Annotated in this window: 15 protein-coding genes and 6 pseudogenes; 14 read left to right on the top strand and 7 right to left on the bottom strand. The window is 42.1% G+C overall.

The window, feature by feature from the left end; genetic code table 11:
* Positions 1–2: 2 nt before the first annotated feature.
* From V3224_RS15965 to V3224_RS15955, 3 genes are all read right to left on the bottom strand, one after another.
* Entirely contained in the window at positions 3–944 is a 942-nt protein-coding gene (locus tag V3224_RS15965; RefSeq protein WP_334470340.1) for an AAA family ATPase, read from the bottom strand.
* A 69-nt stretch (positions 945–1,013) separates the two neighbouring features.
* Positions 1,014–3,104, bottom strand: a complete 2,091-nt coding sequence (locus tag V3224_RS15960; protein ID WP_334469533.1) for a Mu transposase C-terminal domain-containing protein — start codon at positions 3,102–3,104, stop codon at positions 1,014–1,016.
* A gap of 2 nt (positions 3,105–3,106) precedes the next feature.
* Positions 3,107–3,358, bottom strand: coding sequence for a helix-turn-helix domain-containing protein (locus V3224_RS15955; protein ID WP_442889993.1), 252 nt, complete (start codon positions 3,356–3,358; stop codon positions 3,107–3,109).
* A 159-nt stretch (positions 3,359–3,517) separates the two neighbouring features.
* Here V3224_RS15955 and V3224_RS15950 point away from each other — a divergent pair, with 159 nt between their 5' ends.
* From V3224_RS15950 to nrdG, 6 genes and pseudogenes are all read left to right on the top strand, one after another.
* Positions 3,518–4,012 (top strand): helix-turn-helix domain-containing protein, encoded by a 495-nt coding sequence (locus V3224_RS15950; protein ID WP_334471690.1) that lies wholly within the window; start codon positions 3,518–3,520, stop codon positions 4,010–4,012.
* A gap of 506 nt (positions 4,013–4,518) precedes the next feature.
* Positions 4,519–4,788: pseudogene (locus V3224_RS30105) on the top strand (IS701 family transposase); the annotation flags it as partial.
* A gap of 119 nt (positions 4,789–4,907) precedes the next feature.
* The gene (locus tag V3224_RS15940; protein WP_334467716.1) at positions 4,908–5,780 is read left to right on the top strand and encodes an IS982 family transposase; all 873 of its coding nucleotides are present in this window, start codon (positions 4,908–4,910) and stop codon (positions 5,778–5,780) included.
* Positions 5,781–5,816: 36 nt separating this feature from the next.
* A pseudogene (locus V3224_RS15935) lies at positions 5,817–6,410 on the top strand (transposase); the annotation flags it as partial.
* 2 nt (positions 6,411–6,412) lie between these two features.
* Positions 6,413–8,554, top strand: coding sequence for an anaerobic ribonucleoside-triphosphate reductase (gene nrdD, locus V3224_RS15930; RefSeq protein WP_334471686.1), 2,142 nt, complete (start codon positions 6,413–6,415; stop codon positions 8,552–8,554).
* Positions 8,555–8,559: 5 nt separating this feature from the next.
* The gene (gene nrdG, locus V3224_RS15925; RefSeq protein ID WP_334471684.1) at positions 8,560–9,024 is read left to right on the top strand and encodes an anaerobic ribonucleoside-triphosphate reductase-activating protein; all 465 of its coding nucleotides are present in this window, start codon (positions 8,560–8,562) and stop codon (positions 9,022–9,024) included.
* Here the strand turns inward: nrdG and V3224_RS15920 are convergent.
* Together V3224_RS15920 and V3224_RS15915 are read right to left on the bottom strand one after the other, a co-directional pair.
* Positions 9,021–9,461, bottom strand: a complete 441-nt coding sequence (locus V3224_RS15920; protein ID WP_334471683.1) for a YhbP family protein — start codon at positions 9,459–9,461, stop codon at positions 9,021–9,023. The two genes, nrdG and V3224_RS15920, sit on opposite strands and share 4 nt — an antisense overlap.
* 105 nt (positions 9,462–9,566) lie before the next feature.
* Entirely contained in the window at positions 9,567–9,857 is a 291-nt protein-coding gene (locus V3224_RS15915) for a YdgH/BhsA/McbA-like domain containing protein (protein ID WP_334471682.1), read from the bottom strand.
* Between the two features lie 273 nt (positions 9,858–10,130).
* Between V3224_RS15915 and V3224_RS15910 the strand changes: the two genes are divergently transcribed.
* Positions 10,131–10,454, top strand: coding sequence for a GIY-YIG nuclease family protein (locus V3224_RS15910; RefSeq protein WP_442890537.1), 324 nt, complete (start codon positions 10,131–10,133; stop codon positions 10,452–10,454).
* Here V3224_RS15910 and V3224_RS15905 read toward each other — a convergent pair.
* Positions 10,413–10,919, bottom strand: coding sequence for a GNAT family N-acetyltransferase (locus V3224_RS15905; RefSeq protein WP_334471681.1), 507 nt, complete (start codon positions 10,917–10,919; stop codon positions 10,413–10,415). The two genes, V3224_RS15910 and V3224_RS15905, sit on opposite strands and share 42 nt — an antisense overlap.
* The gene (ubiT, locus tag V3224_RS15900) at positions 10,913–11,431 is read right to left on the bottom strand and encodes a ubiquinone anaerobic biosynthesis accessory factor UbiT (protein WP_032114405.1); all 519 of its coding nucleotides are present in this window, start codon (positions 11,429–11,431) and stop codon (positions 10,913–10,915) included. The genes V3224_RS15905 and ubiT overlap by 7 nt, the downstream gene beginning before the upstream one ends.
* Before the next feature lie 251 nt (positions 11,432–11,682).
* On the opposite strand from ubiT, the pseudogene ubiU reads away from it, so the two are divergent.
* The 7 genes and pseudogenes from ubiU to istB all read left to right on the top strand — a co-directional run.
* Positions 11,683–12,533, top strand: a pseudogene (ubiU, locus tag V3224_RS15895) (ubiquinone anaerobic biosynthesis protein UbiU); the annotation flags it as partial.
* Between the two features lie 124 nt (positions 12,534–12,657).
* Positions 12,658–13,530, top strand: coding sequence for an IS982 family transposase (locus V3224_RS15890; protein ID WP_334467716.1), 873 nt, complete (start codon positions 12,658–12,660; stop codon positions 13,528–13,530).
* 19 nt (positions 13,531–13,549) lie between these two features.
* Positions 13,550–13,702, top strand: a pseudogene (locus V3224_RS30100) (ubiquinone anaerobic biosynthesis protein UbiU); the annotation flags it as partial.
* A 13-nt stretch (positions 13,703–13,715) separates the two neighbouring features.
* Positions 13,716–14,213 (top strand): annotated as a pseudogene (locus tag V3224_RS15885) (U32 family peptidase); the annotation flags it as partial.
* A gap of 302 nt (positions 14,214–14,515) precedes the next feature.
* Positions 14,516–14,889 (top strand): annotated as a pseudogene (locus V3224_RS15880) (U32 family peptidase); the annotation flags it as partial.
* Between the two features lie 134 nt (positions 14,890–15,023).
* The gene (gene istA / locus V3224_RS15875; RefSeq protein WP_334471678.1) at positions 15,024–16,064 is read left to right on the top strand and encodes an IS21 family transposase; all 1,041 of its coding nucleotides are present in this window, start codon (positions 15,024–15,026) and stop codon (positions 16,062–16,064) included.
* Positions 16,051–16,812 carry an IS21-like element helper ATPase IstB gene (gene istB / locus V3224_RS15870; protein ID WP_334467780.1) on the top strand — a complete coding sequence of 254 codons (762 nt, stop codon included), beginning with the start codon at positions 16,051–16,053 and terminating at the stop codon, positions 16,810–16,812. The genes istA and istB overlap by 14 nt, the downstream gene beginning before the upstream one ends.
* The last annotated feature ends 34 nt before the right edge of the window (positions 16,813–16,846 follow it).

Below are 16,846 nucleotides of genomic sequence, written 5' to 3'. Positions count from 1 at the left end.
GCTCACCCCCTGGCCGGCAGCAGGTCGGTCTCGGTATACACCTCCCTGAAGGCCGCCTTGATGTATTTTTCCCCCAGTTGGGCCTGTGCATCACCGCTGGCCATCAGCCACGCCTGGCGCAGGGTGTGCGACAATACCCGCAAGGCACCGGCTTTCTGGGCAATGGCCTGTACCAGCGTCAGCTCACTCTCGCCGGTAATGCCCCAGGCGGCAGCAATCGCGGCCACATCCGCTTTTTTTGCCTTTAACAGCCGTTTAGAGCGGGCGATACGGCTGTACAACCGGGCCAGGTCATCCGCCCCCTGGGTTGAGCGGGCCGATTTCGACAGGCCGCGCGGGTTACCAATCAGTACCATACCGACCCCGGTCGCATCCTGAATGGCGCGCAGCTGCTCCAGCCCGTCAATGCCCAGGTGGTCAGCCTCATCGACAATCACCAGCCCGTGAGTGCCGGTTAGCCGCCGCCGAATTGCACGCGCCAGCGTCCCCTTGTTTCTAGGCAGGTCGCTAAGGCCCAGCGCTTCCGCCAGCTCCAGCAGACACTCGGTGATGCTGGCGTGGGCCGGGGAAAGGGTCACCATCCAGGTATTGGCATGCTGGCAGTACTGACGGGCGGCAAAGGTTTTGCCCACCCCCGGCACCCCGACAATCACATTCATGCACTGCGCCAGCCGGACAAACTGGAACACCGCCCATATCTCCTTGACCGTGGCGGTCTCCACAAACTGCGGCGGCGCAGGCAAGGTCTTTTTTTGCTGATAATCCGTCAGCCAGCGGGTTAACAGTTCACCGACCCGCTGGTTATTGCCGTTATAACTGCCGTTGATAAAGCTGGATATCACTGCGCTCGACTGGCCGGTTTCGCGGGCAATCTGCGCCTGGGTGACCTGGCCTGTATCGATTAACGGTTGCAGCTGCTTGATAATCTCTGGGTTTTCAGTCATCATCTTGCCTCCTGATAAAAGTTGTTTTGTATTTCAATCAGCCATCGGTTTGCCGACCAGATGGCTTTTTTACAACAGCGGGTCAATCTGCTGGGCTTCCAGTAATGCCAAACCCCGCTGTAGTGCCGCTTCCGTATCAAGGTCGCTCTGTTCTTCAACCTCAGCTTTTAATGCGGTATTCCCCAATTGCCGATAAACATTGACCGGTAACTCGAGGTCATTCACTTTCTCACCCGGCAACGTCAGGGTGTTTTCTGCCTCAGCAAGCGCCACTTTCTCCTCACCCCGCTTACGCATCCCTTTGATACGTTGCTGCCGGTTGTGGTATTCCGCCGTTACCGGGAAGGCCAGCTGTTTATTGCCGTCCCACAAGGCTTCACACAGGTAAGTACCGTCCATACGGCGCACGATAACCTTGCTGCCATCGTGAATGTCGTAACTCACCAGCACCTTGCGGTCGTGCTCATCGGCCAGTTTGGCGGCATAATAAATATTGTTAAGGAAACGGATTTCACAGCGCCTGACCGTGCGCTCGGTCTGTGGCATAAACAGGTCACGCAGTTCAAACTGTGTCAGCCATTCCAGCTCGGTGGCTTCGTTTTCCAGCTTCCAGCGGCGAAACTCGGCCGGACTGTAATGCTGGCCATCGGGGCGTTTGGGTAATTCACTGTGCGGACGGGCGTTGTACCACTCGACCCCGGCCTTGATTTCATCAATCAGCCTCTCCCAGGAAGGCAGCTTGCGTAGCGTGCTCTGCTGGGCGACGGTCAGTGCATGGCCCTTTGCCTGGGCATTTAAGGCGGATTTAAGCGCCTTGCCAGTCTTGCGCACGGTTTCCCGGTCAGCGCCGGTACCGTAATAAGTGGCAAAGCGGCGGGCAATGTACATGGGCAAGGTACGGTTAAGGCGTTCAATAATGCCGCGCCCCTGGGGATTGCCGGCAATACCGGTCGGGTGGTCAATCTCGAGCCGCCGCAGAATACCGGTCACGTCTGCATCCAGGGTGAGATTGGTTTCCCCACTGCCGTTATCTGAGTAGTAGAGAAACGGCTTGCCGTGAGTGGCAATGCCATAACGTAGGGCATCGGTGACGGCAATCACGTTTTCAGAGAGCGAGAGGCTCCAGCCGGTGATATAGCGGCAGCTGCCATCGAGAATAAAGGTCACTTCCGGCGAAAAAGGTTGACCGTGGTCGGGATGGGCGACTTTCATCTTCATGCCGTGACCGTCTCCAATCCAGACGTAGTTAACCGGTAAACTGCTCCAGTCGCGGCGGACAAACCCTTCCAGCTGGCGATATTCGCTGCCGGTTTTGCGCCCGCGCTGTTTGACGATTTCGGGGAGTTTATCCATCGCATACAGCACCGCATCATAGGACGGCTGCGCGGCCAACATCAGCGGCTCATCGGCATAGCGTTGTTGCCACTCGGCGCAAAAATCTACATAGGCCTCTTTCATGCTGCACCCGTTTGGCTTGCGATAGTGCGCCAGATAGTCATGTAACCAGGCGATTTGCTCCGGCTTAACGACTTCACGCTTACCCGGTGCCAGCACTATCAGACGTTCGGCGGGGGTAGTGGCCTTTCTGTAGTCGGCCAGCCAGCGCTTAAGGGTGATTTCACTGAGCTGACGGCTTTTGCCCTTCTTGGCATTGGCCACCTGTGCCGCTTGCGCGATGCTCTCGGGCAACTGGCCGGTTTTCGCCTGCTGGACGATAAAGCGGATGGCCTGGGCGCAGCTATAACGGGGCTGTTGGCCTATGGTGAGGATATGTTGCACCAATAACATGCGTGCATCGGCAATCTGACGTTGTTTATCCGTCAGGTCGGCTAATTTATTGCCAAGCAATGCAGGGCAACGGCGATAAACTTCCAGCTTGCCAAGCTTCTCCGGATCGGTGCTGACCTTTGATACAGTGGGTTGTTTGGCAGCAGCATCCACCGGCGCGGCGATCATCAGTTGTTGAAGATGACGCTCACGGATCGCACATTGTGCTTCCGCCGGTAAGCAATCTATGTGGTACTCGTAAGCCTTGGTGCCGGGACGTTTACGTACCAAATCGGGCGTATTTTTCGTTAAACGCGCCAATATCTCTCTAATGCCTTTAGTAGTTTTAGGGAGACCCATTACGCCAATAAGTTCTTTAGCAACAACAAACATAATTATGATGCCTTACGTATGTAACTTTTAATCTTGTAACGGCTGGGCCAAATGGTTTCCGGTTCGACCCCCAACGCTTGGGCAATAATCTTCTGATAAGTCTTACAGGGCGTGCGTAAAACCGTTTTGAGCGAATCCTTGCTGTAACCGGCTTGCAAGGACAGTAAGCGAAACGACAACCCTCGCTTATGGATCTCCGCTTTAATGATCTCAGGGTGCCAATCAGCACACATGTCTTCTTTTTTGCTCATCATTCGTCTATCCTAAAAAGTTATCCGCATGAATAACTGAAAAGTTATGCGTACAGGTAAAGTATAAGAACCAAAAGAAACCAATTCAAGGTTTCTTTGTGGTTTTAATGGTTTTATTTATTTCTTTTTATAAATCAATGCAATAAGTTGCAGGTGCTGGTGATGACAAAAAAACCTAGTCGTACTTTTCTTGAACCCGAAAAAGAACCGGTAATCGAGAGAATTTTTCAATTGGTTGATAGATATTCATCTAGAAGTGAAGCCGCAAGGGCTTGGGGGATTAATGTTAGTACATTAAAAAATTATTATAAAAGAAGACACTTAAAGCCAAGCCCTAGACGAAGCCAGTTATTGAAGATAGCCGAGCACGAAGGCGTTTCTCTCAATTGGCTTCTTAATGGTGAAGGCGACATTTATGAATCCGACAAAAAAACCCAAGAACCCAATAAGTTGGTTTCAAATGGAGATGCCGAACGGAAGCTTTTTGAGCTTTTATCGCTTCTGACGGATCAAGAAAAGTTAAGATTATTCGAGATTCTTGCTCGTAAAGGACTTGAGACAGTTTTTCACCTACTTGATACAGAAAATCAAGCACTTCTAGAACTAAAAGGAGACACGAGTTTCGCACAGGCATATAAAATTCTAGAAATGGCTTAAAAGCAATGATCAATCTGCAAGTTACTAAAACACATTAATTTTCTTAAATTACAATAAGTTGCATTTGATTTATAAGGTTTTATCTATTTATATATTATGCTGAATTAAACTTAAAAATAGAGCGTTTTTTTATTGGTGCGAAACTTGTGGGAGATAGAAAACGAATAGCTTTACGGTTAGAATCCATGTCAGAAGAACAGCTTAGAGAGATTTTATCCAAAATTGAAATCAGTGCCGGAGAAACCATTTCAGAAATAGATCACATTGATGCTAACATCAGGGTCAGAGCATGAAATAAGCCTTGGCCCAGTAAAACTGTCTTATAAATGCAATTTAAAGGGCATTAAAGCTTGTTTGTAGCGGTATCAAATATTTTACTTACAGGTAAACAATTGCTTATTTTTTAAGCATCGGTATCAAATCAGAAAATCGCTTCTAACCTCAAGAAATCCCATGAGTTCCCGCCAATTCCCGGATATTCCCACGAGTATCAAATAAATTACTTCTCTATAGACACTGTTAGCCGATGGCTAAAAAGTAGATGTTTTAGACCTAAAGACCTATGGCGATTAGTTGAACCTTCTATAGACAAAAAAAGCCCTTGCGTACTAATTGCCGATGATACATTGATTGCCAAAACACGTAGTAAAAAAATAGAGATGGTCCATTATCAATATTCAGGTAATGAACATGAGGTTATTGCTGGCATAGGTTTAGTTAATTTGCTTTGGCATGATCTGACGAAGGTTGAATCAATTCCTATCAATTATCTTATTTAACCTGAGTTCGGGATAAGAAATAAAGAGAAAGTCTTGATATTCAAATAGTTGAATGAGCCTGTTTTGTTAAAATACTCTAACAGTCTGGTTAAAGAGTAGAGCATTGTTAAACAATTATGGAAAATCTTACTGAACTTTATTGCCTGATGGATGATTTTTGCAAAGACTTCGAGCCAAAAATGCATGAATATTTGCTGACTAACGGTACTAAGCGTCGTAGACGGTCTACTCAGCTTTCGTTGGCGGAAATGATGACACTGGTTGTGTTGTTTCATCAACTCCGATTCAGGCAATTCAAGGTATTTTATCTCTATTATGTCCGCTTATATCTCCGGAAGGAATTTCCTAACTTGCCATCCTATTCACGCTGTGTAGAGTTACTTCCGCGTAGTGCCTTAGCGTTAACGGCACTGTTTGAGTCAATTAAGGGAAAATGCACGGGGCTATCGGTTGCCGATTCTACTCCGATAGCGGTGTGTGATAACTTACGGATCCGCAGACATAAAGTCTTCAATGGGATAGCTGAACGGGGAAAAAATTCAACAGGTTGGTTCTTTGGTTTCAAGCTTCATGTAATTATCAATCATTTGGGGGAAATACTCAGTTTTCGACTCACACCAGGAAACACCGATGATCGGAAACCATTGCCTGAGCTGACAAAGGATCTTTCTGGTTGTTTGTACGCAGATAAAGGGTATTTATCGGCTTCACTGAAACAGCAACTCAAAACGATGGGAATTAGCCTTATAACGAATATCAAGAAGAAAATGAAGCCTATTAAACAGACTTGTTTCGACAAAGCCATCTTGCGTCATCGTTCTGTCATTGAAACGGTATTTGATGAGTTAAAAAATCTTTGTCAAATAGAGCATACGCGACATCGCTCTCCGGCTAACTTTGTAGTGAATTTATTAGGCGGACTGGTTGCATATTGTTTAATGCCATCTAAACCAAAGATACCTGTTGCAGGTACGTATCTTCAAGTATAATTGATAATGCTTATCCCGAACTCAGGTTATTTATGAAAAGATTCTGATGGAAAAACAAAAAACACGCACTTTTCCGAAATGCTCACTCTTGCTAAAAAAAGAGGGATCATGCCAGAAGCCGTAGTGATGGATGCTTGGTATTCTAGCCTGGATAACCTGAAATCAATTCGCTCTCATGGTTGGATCTGGGTAACCACGCTGAGGAAAAATAGGATTGTTAACCATAACAAACAACTGAACAAGTTAGACATCTCAGAAGAAGGAACGTCAATACACTTGCGAGGATATGGTTGGGTAACCGTTTTCAAATTTACAGCCAAAAACGGCCGTATTGATTACATAGTAACAAACAAAGAGAATCCCACCCGTCAATACCTCAAATCTATCATGGATGCCCGTTGGTCTGTTGAAGTTTATCATCGAGAAGTTAAACAAAACTGTGGTATTGAACGCTGTCAGGCTCGCACAAGCCGAGCGCAAAGAAATCATATTTTTCTCGCTATTTCTGCGTGGTTTGAACAACATAAACGTCGTATATCTGAAAAAATAACCCTTTATCAACAAAATTGGGACGTAATCAAAAGTGCTATTACTGAGCAAATCCGTGTTTTATTAGCGTACCCAAATTAGTTTTGTGCGAAACTCGTGCAGTAGTTATTAAACGCGATGGTTGTCAGGTCGTTTTTGATAAAAATCGGCTCAAAGAAGCCGTCATGCGTGCAGCCACTGGGATTTGCGATGATCAATATTGTGCAGTTGTCGCCTCAGTCGTCGAACAACAATTAGGCAACCGCCAACCCGTTGATATTCATGAAATTCAAGATGCAGTTGAAAATCAACTGATGGCGGGTCTTTATAAAGATCTGGCCAGAAATTACATTGAATATCGCCATGAACGGGACATTGCCAGAGAACAACGTAGCCGTCTCACTCACGAAATTCGCGGCTTAATTGAGCAAAGTAATGTTTCGTTACTTAATGAGAATGCGAATAAGGACAGTAAGGTTATTCCAACTCAACGCGATTTATTAGCAGGTATTGTTGCTAAACATTATGCTAAGCAACATATTTTACCGCGTGATGTCGTTATGGCGCATGAACGTGGTGAAATTCACTATCATGATCTGGATTACTCACCATTTTTTCCAATGTTTAACTGTATGCTGATCGATTTGCAAGGCATGTTAACCAAAGGTTTTAAAATGGGAAATGCTGAAATTGATCCACCAAAATCAATTTCAACCGCCACCGCCGTCACAGCACAAATTATAGCCCAAGTGGCCAGCCATATTTATGGTGGTACTACCATTAATCGTATCGATGAAGTGCTGACTCCATTTGTTCAGGCGAGCTATAAAAAACACTTAAAAATTGCCAAAGAATGGCAAATTGCCGACCAATTTGCCTATGCTGAGAGCAGAACAGAAAAAAAGTGTTATGACGCTTTTCAATCACTAGAATATGAAGTCAATACACTGCACACTGCAAATGGCCAAACACCTTTTGTTACCTTTGGATTTGGCTTAGGAACCTCAAAAGAGTCACGGTTAATCCAAAAATCTATCTTACAAAATCGTTTAGCTGGATTAGGTAAAAATCGTAAAACCGCGGTATTTCCAAAATTAGTTTTTGCTATCCGTAAGGGGGTCAATCACCAATATGGCGATCCCAACTACGACATTAAACAGCTTGCACTTGAATGTGCCAGTAAACGGATGTATCCAGATATTCTTAACTACGAGCAGGTGGTAAACGTCACCGGCTCTTTCAAAACACCGATGGGTTGCCGCAGTTTCTTGGGCGTTTATGAAGAGCAAGGTCAAGCTATTCATGAAGGACGTAATAATCTCGGTGTGATCAGTATTAACTTGCCCCGGATAGCAATTGAGGCCAAAGGTGACGAACAACGATTTTACCAAATATTGGATAACAGATTGGCAATTACCAAAAAAGCACTGATGACGCGTATCGCCAGACTGGAAAATGTCAAAGCGCGTGTCGCCCCAATTCTTTATATGGAAGGTGCTTGTGGCGTTCGTTTACAAGCAGAAGACAATATTGCTGAAATATTTAAACGTGGTCGTGCATCGATCTCTTTAGGTTATATCGGCCTGCATGAAACAATCAATGCACTTGATGGTACGCAACAACATGTTTTTGATGATCAAACTCTGCGACAAAAATCCTATCAGATCATTAAGCAGCTACGTGCAGCGACAGATCACTGGAAAGCTGAAACCGGCTATGGATTTAGCTTATATAGTACCCCCAGTGAGAATTTATGTGACCGATTTTGTCGCTTAGATGTGGCTGAATTCGGTTTAATTGAGGAGGTTACTGATAAAGGATACTATACCAATAGTTTTCATCTGGATGTCGAAAAACAAGTCAATCCCTACGATAAAATTGACTTTGAAGCCCCTTACCCAGCTTTAGCCAATGGCGGCTTTATCTGCTACGGTGAATATCCAAACTTACAGCATAACTTAAAAGCATTAGAAGATGTCTGGGATTACAGTTACCACCATATCCCCTATTATGACACCAATACCCCAATTGACGAGTGTTATGAATGTGGTTTTGCAGGTGAATTTGCCTGTACCAGTAAAGGATTCGTCTGCCCATCTTGCGACAATCATGATCCAACCCGCGTTTCGGTTATTCGCCGCGTTTGTGGTTATCTTGGCAGTCCCGATGCTAGACCATTCAATAGCGGTAAACAAGAAGAAGTCAAACGACGCGTTAAACATTTGAAAAATGGTCAACTTGGATAATGATTATGAATTATCATCGATATTACCCGGTTGATGTGGTCAATGGCCCAGGAACACGTTGTACGTTATTTGTTGCTGGCTGTCTCCATCAATGCAAAGGTTGTTACAACAAAAGCACCTGGAAAATTGATTCGGGTAAACCGTTTACCCAAGCAATAGAAAATCAAATCATCACTGATTTGCAAGACCAAAGGATCGTTCGTCAGGGACTTTCCCTCTCTGGCGGCGACCCATTACATCCACAAAATGTAGAGACGATTTTACGACTGGTTAAACGCATTAAACGCGAATGCCCAGATAAAGATATTTGGTTGTGGACCGGTTATACCCTTAACCAATTAACTGATAATCAACGAGCCGTGGTTAACTATCTTGATGTATTAGTTGATGGTAAATTTATTCAAGCGCGCTATGACCCCAATCTATTATGGCGAGGTAGTCATAATCAAGTGATCCATAGACTGAATTAACTATCACGATGCCAGACCAGTTTAGTGCCAAAACCTAACTTATTATTGACCATTTTGATCTGTTGTAAAGATAATTGCCAAATAGGGATACTGGCTGCCATAGCGACTGGAAATCGTCGATTATAATCTTGCCTGGCTTGCTTTTCTTCTTTACCGGTTAGAGAATCGACTTTACCGATAAATTGTATTCCTTGTATGTTGGCCACTGTTTTATTTTGACAACAAATAGTGCCAGCCACAAACGGGTTTTTAAGCATCAGTTGCCCATGGCAAGTACTGGTTTCAGTCAAAAAATATAACGACATCGTTTGGGAGTTAAAGGTATAAAAACAAATGGCAGGCCAGACATCTGACTGAAAAGAGGTAAATAGCGAAAAAACATGCTGACGCGAAAGATATTGTTGCATAATAGCTAATGATGATTGATCAGCTAACATAGTCGTAATATATATCCTTAAGTAAAAACACGCTGAGAATAACTCTTCAGCGTGTTTTTATCAAAAATTAAAGCGCTATCATCATCCGATAATTTATACTACCAATTATCTATAGGCTGGAGAAGTAGCTTGACTGTTACCATAGATGCGAGCATTAGCTTGTACTTTATTTTGTGTATAGGCTAAAAAGGTAACATAATAGCTAGTTGCCCCTTTTTTGGTAGCTTCTTTAGCTAACTGCTCAACGGCACTAGTAGGCGTTTCTCCCACAACAACAGAGACAACATCCATTGGCTGCTGGGCAGCAAATTGCATGACTTGTTTTGCCTCATCAGCGATTGCACCGAATGACAACGCACCTAAAACCAAAATTAAAGCAGCTGGTAATTTTTTCATCATAAACTCCTTAATTGATTATTATCATTCAGCAATATTATTGGTTATTCCTGTCATATAGATCATAGTATAGGCACTAGTTAAAATTTTGGATTAGTTTTTTTTGTTGCTGTCTTTCAAAAAAAATGAATAACATATAAAAAATAATTCTTTTAATTTTGTTAAAATAGTGTTTACACACCCTACAGGGCACATAATCACCACAAAATCAGTATAGAAAATTGACTTATTTTTTCTATAAAATTAACTAAAACCTAATTTAATCAAACCAATATGATGAAAAAGCATTGGTCAATTTACTTGATAAGAAATGGACAAAATGCGCTTTATACTGGTATCACCACAGATATCGAGCGCCGCCTACAACAACATCTCTTAGGCAAAGGTGCTAAAGCTTTAAGAGGTAACCCCCCTCTTTTATTAGTCTACCAATGCCAACTAACAAGTCATTCAGAGGCATTGTCCTTAGAATATCAAATAAAACAATTAACCAAAGCACAAAAAGAACAACTTGTCGCAGACCAACCTTTAGATCTGGTTGGTTATCTTGCCAAATTAGCAATCATCAAAATAAGACGAAAAATTAACCAATCCTGAATAATCGGCTAAATTACCATTATCTAACGCATAAACTTGAAAATAGGCCTCCATTCCAGGCCATTTACATGTTAATTTATGCGGTAAAGCTTGAGTAAAACCAAAACGACGGTAATAGTCCGGATCACCCAACACTACTACCGCTTTATAACCAAATTCGTTTAGACTATCTAATCCCTCACAAACCAATTTTGCCCCAATACCTTGTCGCTGATAAGCGCTATCAACAGCTAATGGAGCTAACCCCACCCATTGACACTCCTTATCACCGTTGACATCTACTAACGTAAAACCGATATAGCCAATAATTTTTCCTTTATCATCAGTCGCCACCATTCCCAATACCAATAAACCGTCCTGACGCAATTTCTGCACCAAATCAGCCTCAGCATCGGTGGGAAAAGTTTGACGTAATAATTGATCAATACCTGGCGCATCAATAGGAATTTCAACTCGAATTAGCATGATAATGCACGCTCTTTATAATCAATATTTTCATTTTGTACTAGTTTAATCAAATCGGCTAATTGCAATAAACCAAAACGTAAAATTGCCGGCATGGTCTCTAACTCAAATGCATCTAACAGGTTTTTTACATACAAACCAAGCTCTGTATCACCTTCGATATGCAATCGACGTTGGAAAAATAAGGTGTCAGGATCTTCTTTACGCGCGGCAATTAAAATTAAATCATTCGCATCACTACAAAAACTGACATCTGCTTGTTGATCCTTACTAACTATGATTTTACCTGCCTGCAGGCTAATATACCAAACAAGTTGTACATCTTGCACCTCAACTCTTAGCCATTTATTCTGCAAAAAATCCAGTTCGCCATCGTTTAATGCCTGCTGAAATTGCCAACTTAGTAATTGCTCCAGAATTTGACGCTCTAATATAAAAGGCGTAGCTTTTAATGGTAAACGCATCAATTTAGGCCCTTGTTGGATAATTTGCTGGCGAATTTTTTTTAACACGTTGCAAATTCCTCTTACACTTTTATGATATATTTTTAAGCATTAATGATAATCATCAATTCTGCCAAATTATTAATTAATATCCTTGAATCCACATCAAAATTTAACCAACAATCGATTAAGTCCGTTCAATTTTATGCTCCATCCAGCAAAATCAATTCACAAAAGAAAGTAATCTGGTTTAAGTCAAAACAACCATATTACACCTTGACTACAATCGATAGACATCTAACTATATGCCAGGATCATCAATGGAATTATTATGTCCGGCAGGCAACCTGCCTGCCTTAAAATAGCTGTCGATAATGGCGCTGATGCGGTCTATATTGGTTTTAAAGATGACACTAATGCACGTCATTTTGCTGGTTTAAATTTTAGCGAAAAAAAATTGGTTGAAGCCGTCAAATACGTTCATGATCATAATTGCAAATTACATGTTGCTATCAATACTTTTGCTCACCCCAATGGTTTTAATCGCTGGCTATCCGCCGTTGATATGGCTGCGCAAATCGGTGTTGATGCGCTAATCCTGGCTGATCTGGCTATCTTAGAATATGCGGCCAATAAATATCCCCATATTGAACGTCATGTTTCCGTTCAAGCTTCAGTGACAAATATTGCAGCGATTCAATTTTATCACCGTAATTTCGCTGTCCAACGAATAGTGCTTCCTCGTGTTCTATCATTACATCAAGTTAAACAGTTAGCCAAAACCAGCCCGGTAGCATTGGAAGTTTTTGCTTTCGGCAGCCTTTGCATCATGGCGGAAGGACGCTGTTATCTTTCTTCTTATCTGACAGGAGAATCACCCAATACCGTGGGGGCTTGTTCTCCAGCCCGATTTGTACGCTGGCAACAAACCGACCAAGGTATGGAGTCGCGCTTAAATAACATTTTAATCGATTGCTATTCAAATAATGAAAATGCTAGTTACCCAACTCTTTGTAAAGGAAGATACTGTCTCAATGGAAAAAAATATCATGTATTAGAAGAGCCTACTAGCCTAAATACGTTGGAATTGTTACCAGAATTGATGCTGGCAGATATTGCCGCTGTCAAAATCGAAGGCCACCAGCGAAGCCCAACTTATGTTGGCGACGTTACCCATAACCTGAGTTCGGGATAAGAAATAAAGAGAAAGTCTTGATATTCAAATAGTTGAATGAGCCTGTTTTGTTAAAATACTCTAACAGTCTGGTTAAAGAGTAGAGCATTGTTAAACAATTATGGAAAATCTTACTGAACTTTATTGCCTGATGGATGATTTTTGCAAAGACTTCGAGCCAAAAATGCATGAATATTTGCTGACTAACGGTACTAAGCGTCGTAGACGGTCTACTCAGCTTTCGTTGGCGGAAATGATGACACTGGTTGTGTTGTTTCATCAACTCCGATTCAGGCAATTCAAGGTATTTTATCTCTATTATGTCCGCTTATATCTCCGGAAGGAATTTCCTAACTTGCCATCCTATTCACGCTGTGTAGAGTTACTTCCGCGTAGTGCCTTAGCGTTAACGGCACTGTTTGAGTCAATTAAGGGAAAATGCACGGGGCTATCGGTTGCCGATTCTACTCCGATAGCGGTGTGTGATAACTTACGGATCCGCAGACATAAAGTCTTCAATGGGATAGCTGAACGGGGAAAAAATTCAACAGGTTGGTTCTTTGGTTTCAAGCTTCATGTAATTATCAATCATTTGGGGGAAATACTCAGTTTTCGACTCACACCAGGAAACACCGATGATCGGAAACCATTGCCTGAGCTGACAAAGGATCTTTCTGGTTGTTTGTACGCAGATAAAGGGTATTTATCGGCTTCACTGAAACAGCAACTCAAAACGATGGGAATTAGCCTTATAACGAATATCAAGAAGAAAATGAAGCCTATTAAACAGACTTGTTTCGACAAAGCCATCTTGCGTCATCGTTCTGTCATTGAAACGGTATTTGATGAGTTAAAAAATCTTTGTCAAATAGAGCATACGCGACATCGCTCTCCGGCTAACTTTGTAGTGAATTTATTAGGCGGACTGGTTGCATATTGTTTAATGCCATCTAAACCAAAGATACCTGTTGCAGGTACGTATCTTCAAGTATAATTGATAATGCTTATCCCGAACTCAGGTTACCCATATCTGGCGGCAACCTATTGATTATTGCAAAAATGATCCTAAAAGATTCATTACCAATCAAAACTGGAGCAATGTATTGGAAAATCTCTCTGAAGGTAAACAGACCACATTAGGTGCTTATCATCGTAAATGGCAATAGGATAAGACGAAAAATGAAATATTCCTTAGGTTCAGTACTTTATTATTGGTCAAAAGAAACATTAATTCAGTTTTATCAACAAGCGATGAACAGTAGCGCAGATATTATTTATCTTGGTGAAACGGTTTGTAGTAAGCGTCGAGAAATGCAAGCAGCAGACTGGCTTGAACTAGCAAAAGAAATAACTTTACACGGTAAACAAGTAGTAATCTCTAGTTTATCTTTATTGCAAAACGCGGCCGAGCTTCGACAAATAGCTAAATTGGTCGATAATGGTGAATTTTTAGTTGAAGCACACGATTTCGGTGTCATTAATAAGCTTATTGAGCAAAAAATACCCTTTATGGCAGGATATGGACTCAATTGCTACAATGCCTATACCTTACGCCTGCTTTATCGCCAAGGAATGATACGTTGGTGCTTACCGATTGAACTTTCTCGTGATTGGTTACAAGATCTGCTTTATCAATGTGAACAGCTAGGATTTCGCCACAATTTTGAAGTCGAAGTATTTGGTTCACGAGTTTCGCACCAATAAAAAAACGCTCTATTTTTAAGTTTAATTCAGCATAATATATAAATAGATAAAACCTTATAAATTAAATATAACTTATTGTAAATTAAGTAAATTTATGCATTTCAGTAACTTGCAGATTAATCATTACTTTTAAGCCATTTCTAGAATTTTATAGGCCTGTGCGAAACTCGTGGATATCTTTAATACATGGATAACCCGACAAAATATGAACACCCTGATTTTTTCTTGTTTTTAAATTTATACTTCTTTTTTGGAGATTGCGAAACTCGTGTGGTTATGGACATCTACCACTAGCACTGTCAGCTCGCTGTTTTACTGCCTGCTCAGAAAATCGCCATAAAGATAACTGTGATACTTGTTGTGAAAAATATCCACAGGGTAGAAAAGTCTTTTCGCAGGAAAAGCAATTACTCTTTACCCTAAATGGTACCCAGACGCAAAGTGGCTACTGCTATAATCTAGGCAATGAACAAACGTCAATGGCCGATTAGTCGATATCGTGCGGATCTCCGCTAAAAATCTAGATTCAATCAGTATTTTGGAACAATTTAGAGCTAATCAGCAAGGTCAGTATCCACTAACATTAACTAATGATACAAACTGTAACGGCTTTTGGCGGCACGCAGCCGGTTTATCGCTTATACCATAAAAATTAATAACGTTTTTTTCTTTTCAATAAACAACGCAAATGGTGGTGTCACCGATCATGCAAAACTGATCCACTAACGATCATCTAAAACTGATCCACTTGGTATTATTCGCACATTTTTGTACGGATAATTTATGTTAACCAAGGAGATATTTGTGGATATTCATGTTCGCTTTGCACAAGGACAAAGCCTTCGAAAAATTGCCCGTGAATTGGGCATATCCCGTAACACCGTAAAACATCATTTACAACAACAGACAATGCCAACTTATGCTAAAAGAAGTCAACAACCGACTAAATTAGCACCCTTTAAACCTTATTTGCTTCAGCGAATTGAACTGGCTAAACCTGATTGGATCCCTGCAACAGTCTTATTTGATGAAGTAGTTGAAAGCGGCTATCAAGGCGGTATTGCTCAATTACGCCGATTTGTTTGTCAATTTAAACCAAGCATTGTTCCCGAAGCTGTCGTCCGTTTTGAAACACAGCCAGGTCAACAAATGCAAATCGACTTCACCAGCATCCGGCGAGGTAAAAAATCACTAAAAGCGTTTGGTGCAACGCTAGGCTATTCGCGTGCGAGTTATGTAAAGTTCTTTGATAATGAACGAGCAGAATCCTGGCAACAAGGTTTACGAGAAGCTTTCGACTATTTTGGTGGTGTACCACAGGAAATATTGTGTGATAACGCAAAATCCCTCATCATCGAACGGGATGCTTATGCAGAAGGTGAACATAAATTACATGTCGAAATGCTTCAAATGTCGAAAGATTACGGGTTTAAATTGTGTGCTTGCAAGCCCTACAGGGCAAAAACTAAAGGGAAAGTAGAGCGCTTTAACCACTATTTAAAAAACAGCTTTATCGTACCATTAAATACCGACCTTCGTGCTCATAATCTTGAACTGGATATTGAGATAGCTAATGCAAGAGTGGGGCCCTGGTTACAACGCGTTGCCCATCAGCGGATTCATGGAACAACGTTAGAGAAGCCAGCAGATAGACTAGCTAAGGAAGTTAAGTATCTTCTACCCTTACCAGCAAGGGTTTGCCAATCTATCCCGCAGACTGATACGCTTAATATCCGTATCGTACCGCCCCTTGAATCTGTCAGTTTGCAACACTCAATCAGCGTATACGAAGCATTGCTGGGAGGTGAACATGTTATTGCATGAACAAATTGAACACCTGTGTGAGTCATTGAAATTAAATTCTATTCCGACTCATTGGTCATCACTTGCCGAACAATGCATTGCCCAAGACAAAAGCTACGGAGAGTTTTTACTGTCCCTATTAAAATGTGAGCAACAACAACGAGATGAACGAACCCGTAATCTTTTGAGTCGGATGGCAGGATTCCCAGCACATAAAGAACTTAATACGTTCGATTTTAAGTTTGCAACGGGGATCCCCAAACAACACATACAGGAATTAAGCGCATTAACGTTTATTGAACGTAATGAAAATGTCGTGTTGCTTGGCCCAAGCGGTGTAGGCAAAACGCATTTAGCTATTGGGTTAGGATTAAAAGCAGTACAGGCCAAGAAGAAAACCCGCTTTACCACGGCAGCTGAACTGATGTTGCAACTCTCAACTGCCAAACGACAAAATAAGCTCAAACAATATCTATCACGTTCGGTGATGGCCCCGAAATTGTTGATTATCGATGAGATTGGATACCTGCCGTTTGGGCGAGAAGAAGCAAACCTGTTTTTCAATGTGATTGCCAAGCGTTATGAGCATGGCAGTGTCATATTGACGAGTAACTTATCATTTGGGCAATGGCCAAATGCTTTTGCTGATGACGCAACATTAACTGCCGCTATGCTTGATCGTTTACTTCATCATTCGCATGTACTGCAATTAAGCGGTGAAAGCTATCGATTGAAAGATAAGCGGCGCTCAGGAGCAATGACTGAGTAAAAGTGGATCAATTTTGATTGATCGGATTTAGCCA

Source organism: Arsenophonus sp. PmNCSU2021_1 (assembly GCF_036919435.1).
Lineage (GTDB): Bacteria > Pseudomonadota > Gammaproteobacteria > Enterobacterales > Enterobacteriaceae > Arsenophonus > Arsenophonus nilaparvatae.
This window is presented reverse-complemented; position numbering and strand designations above follow the sequence as displayed.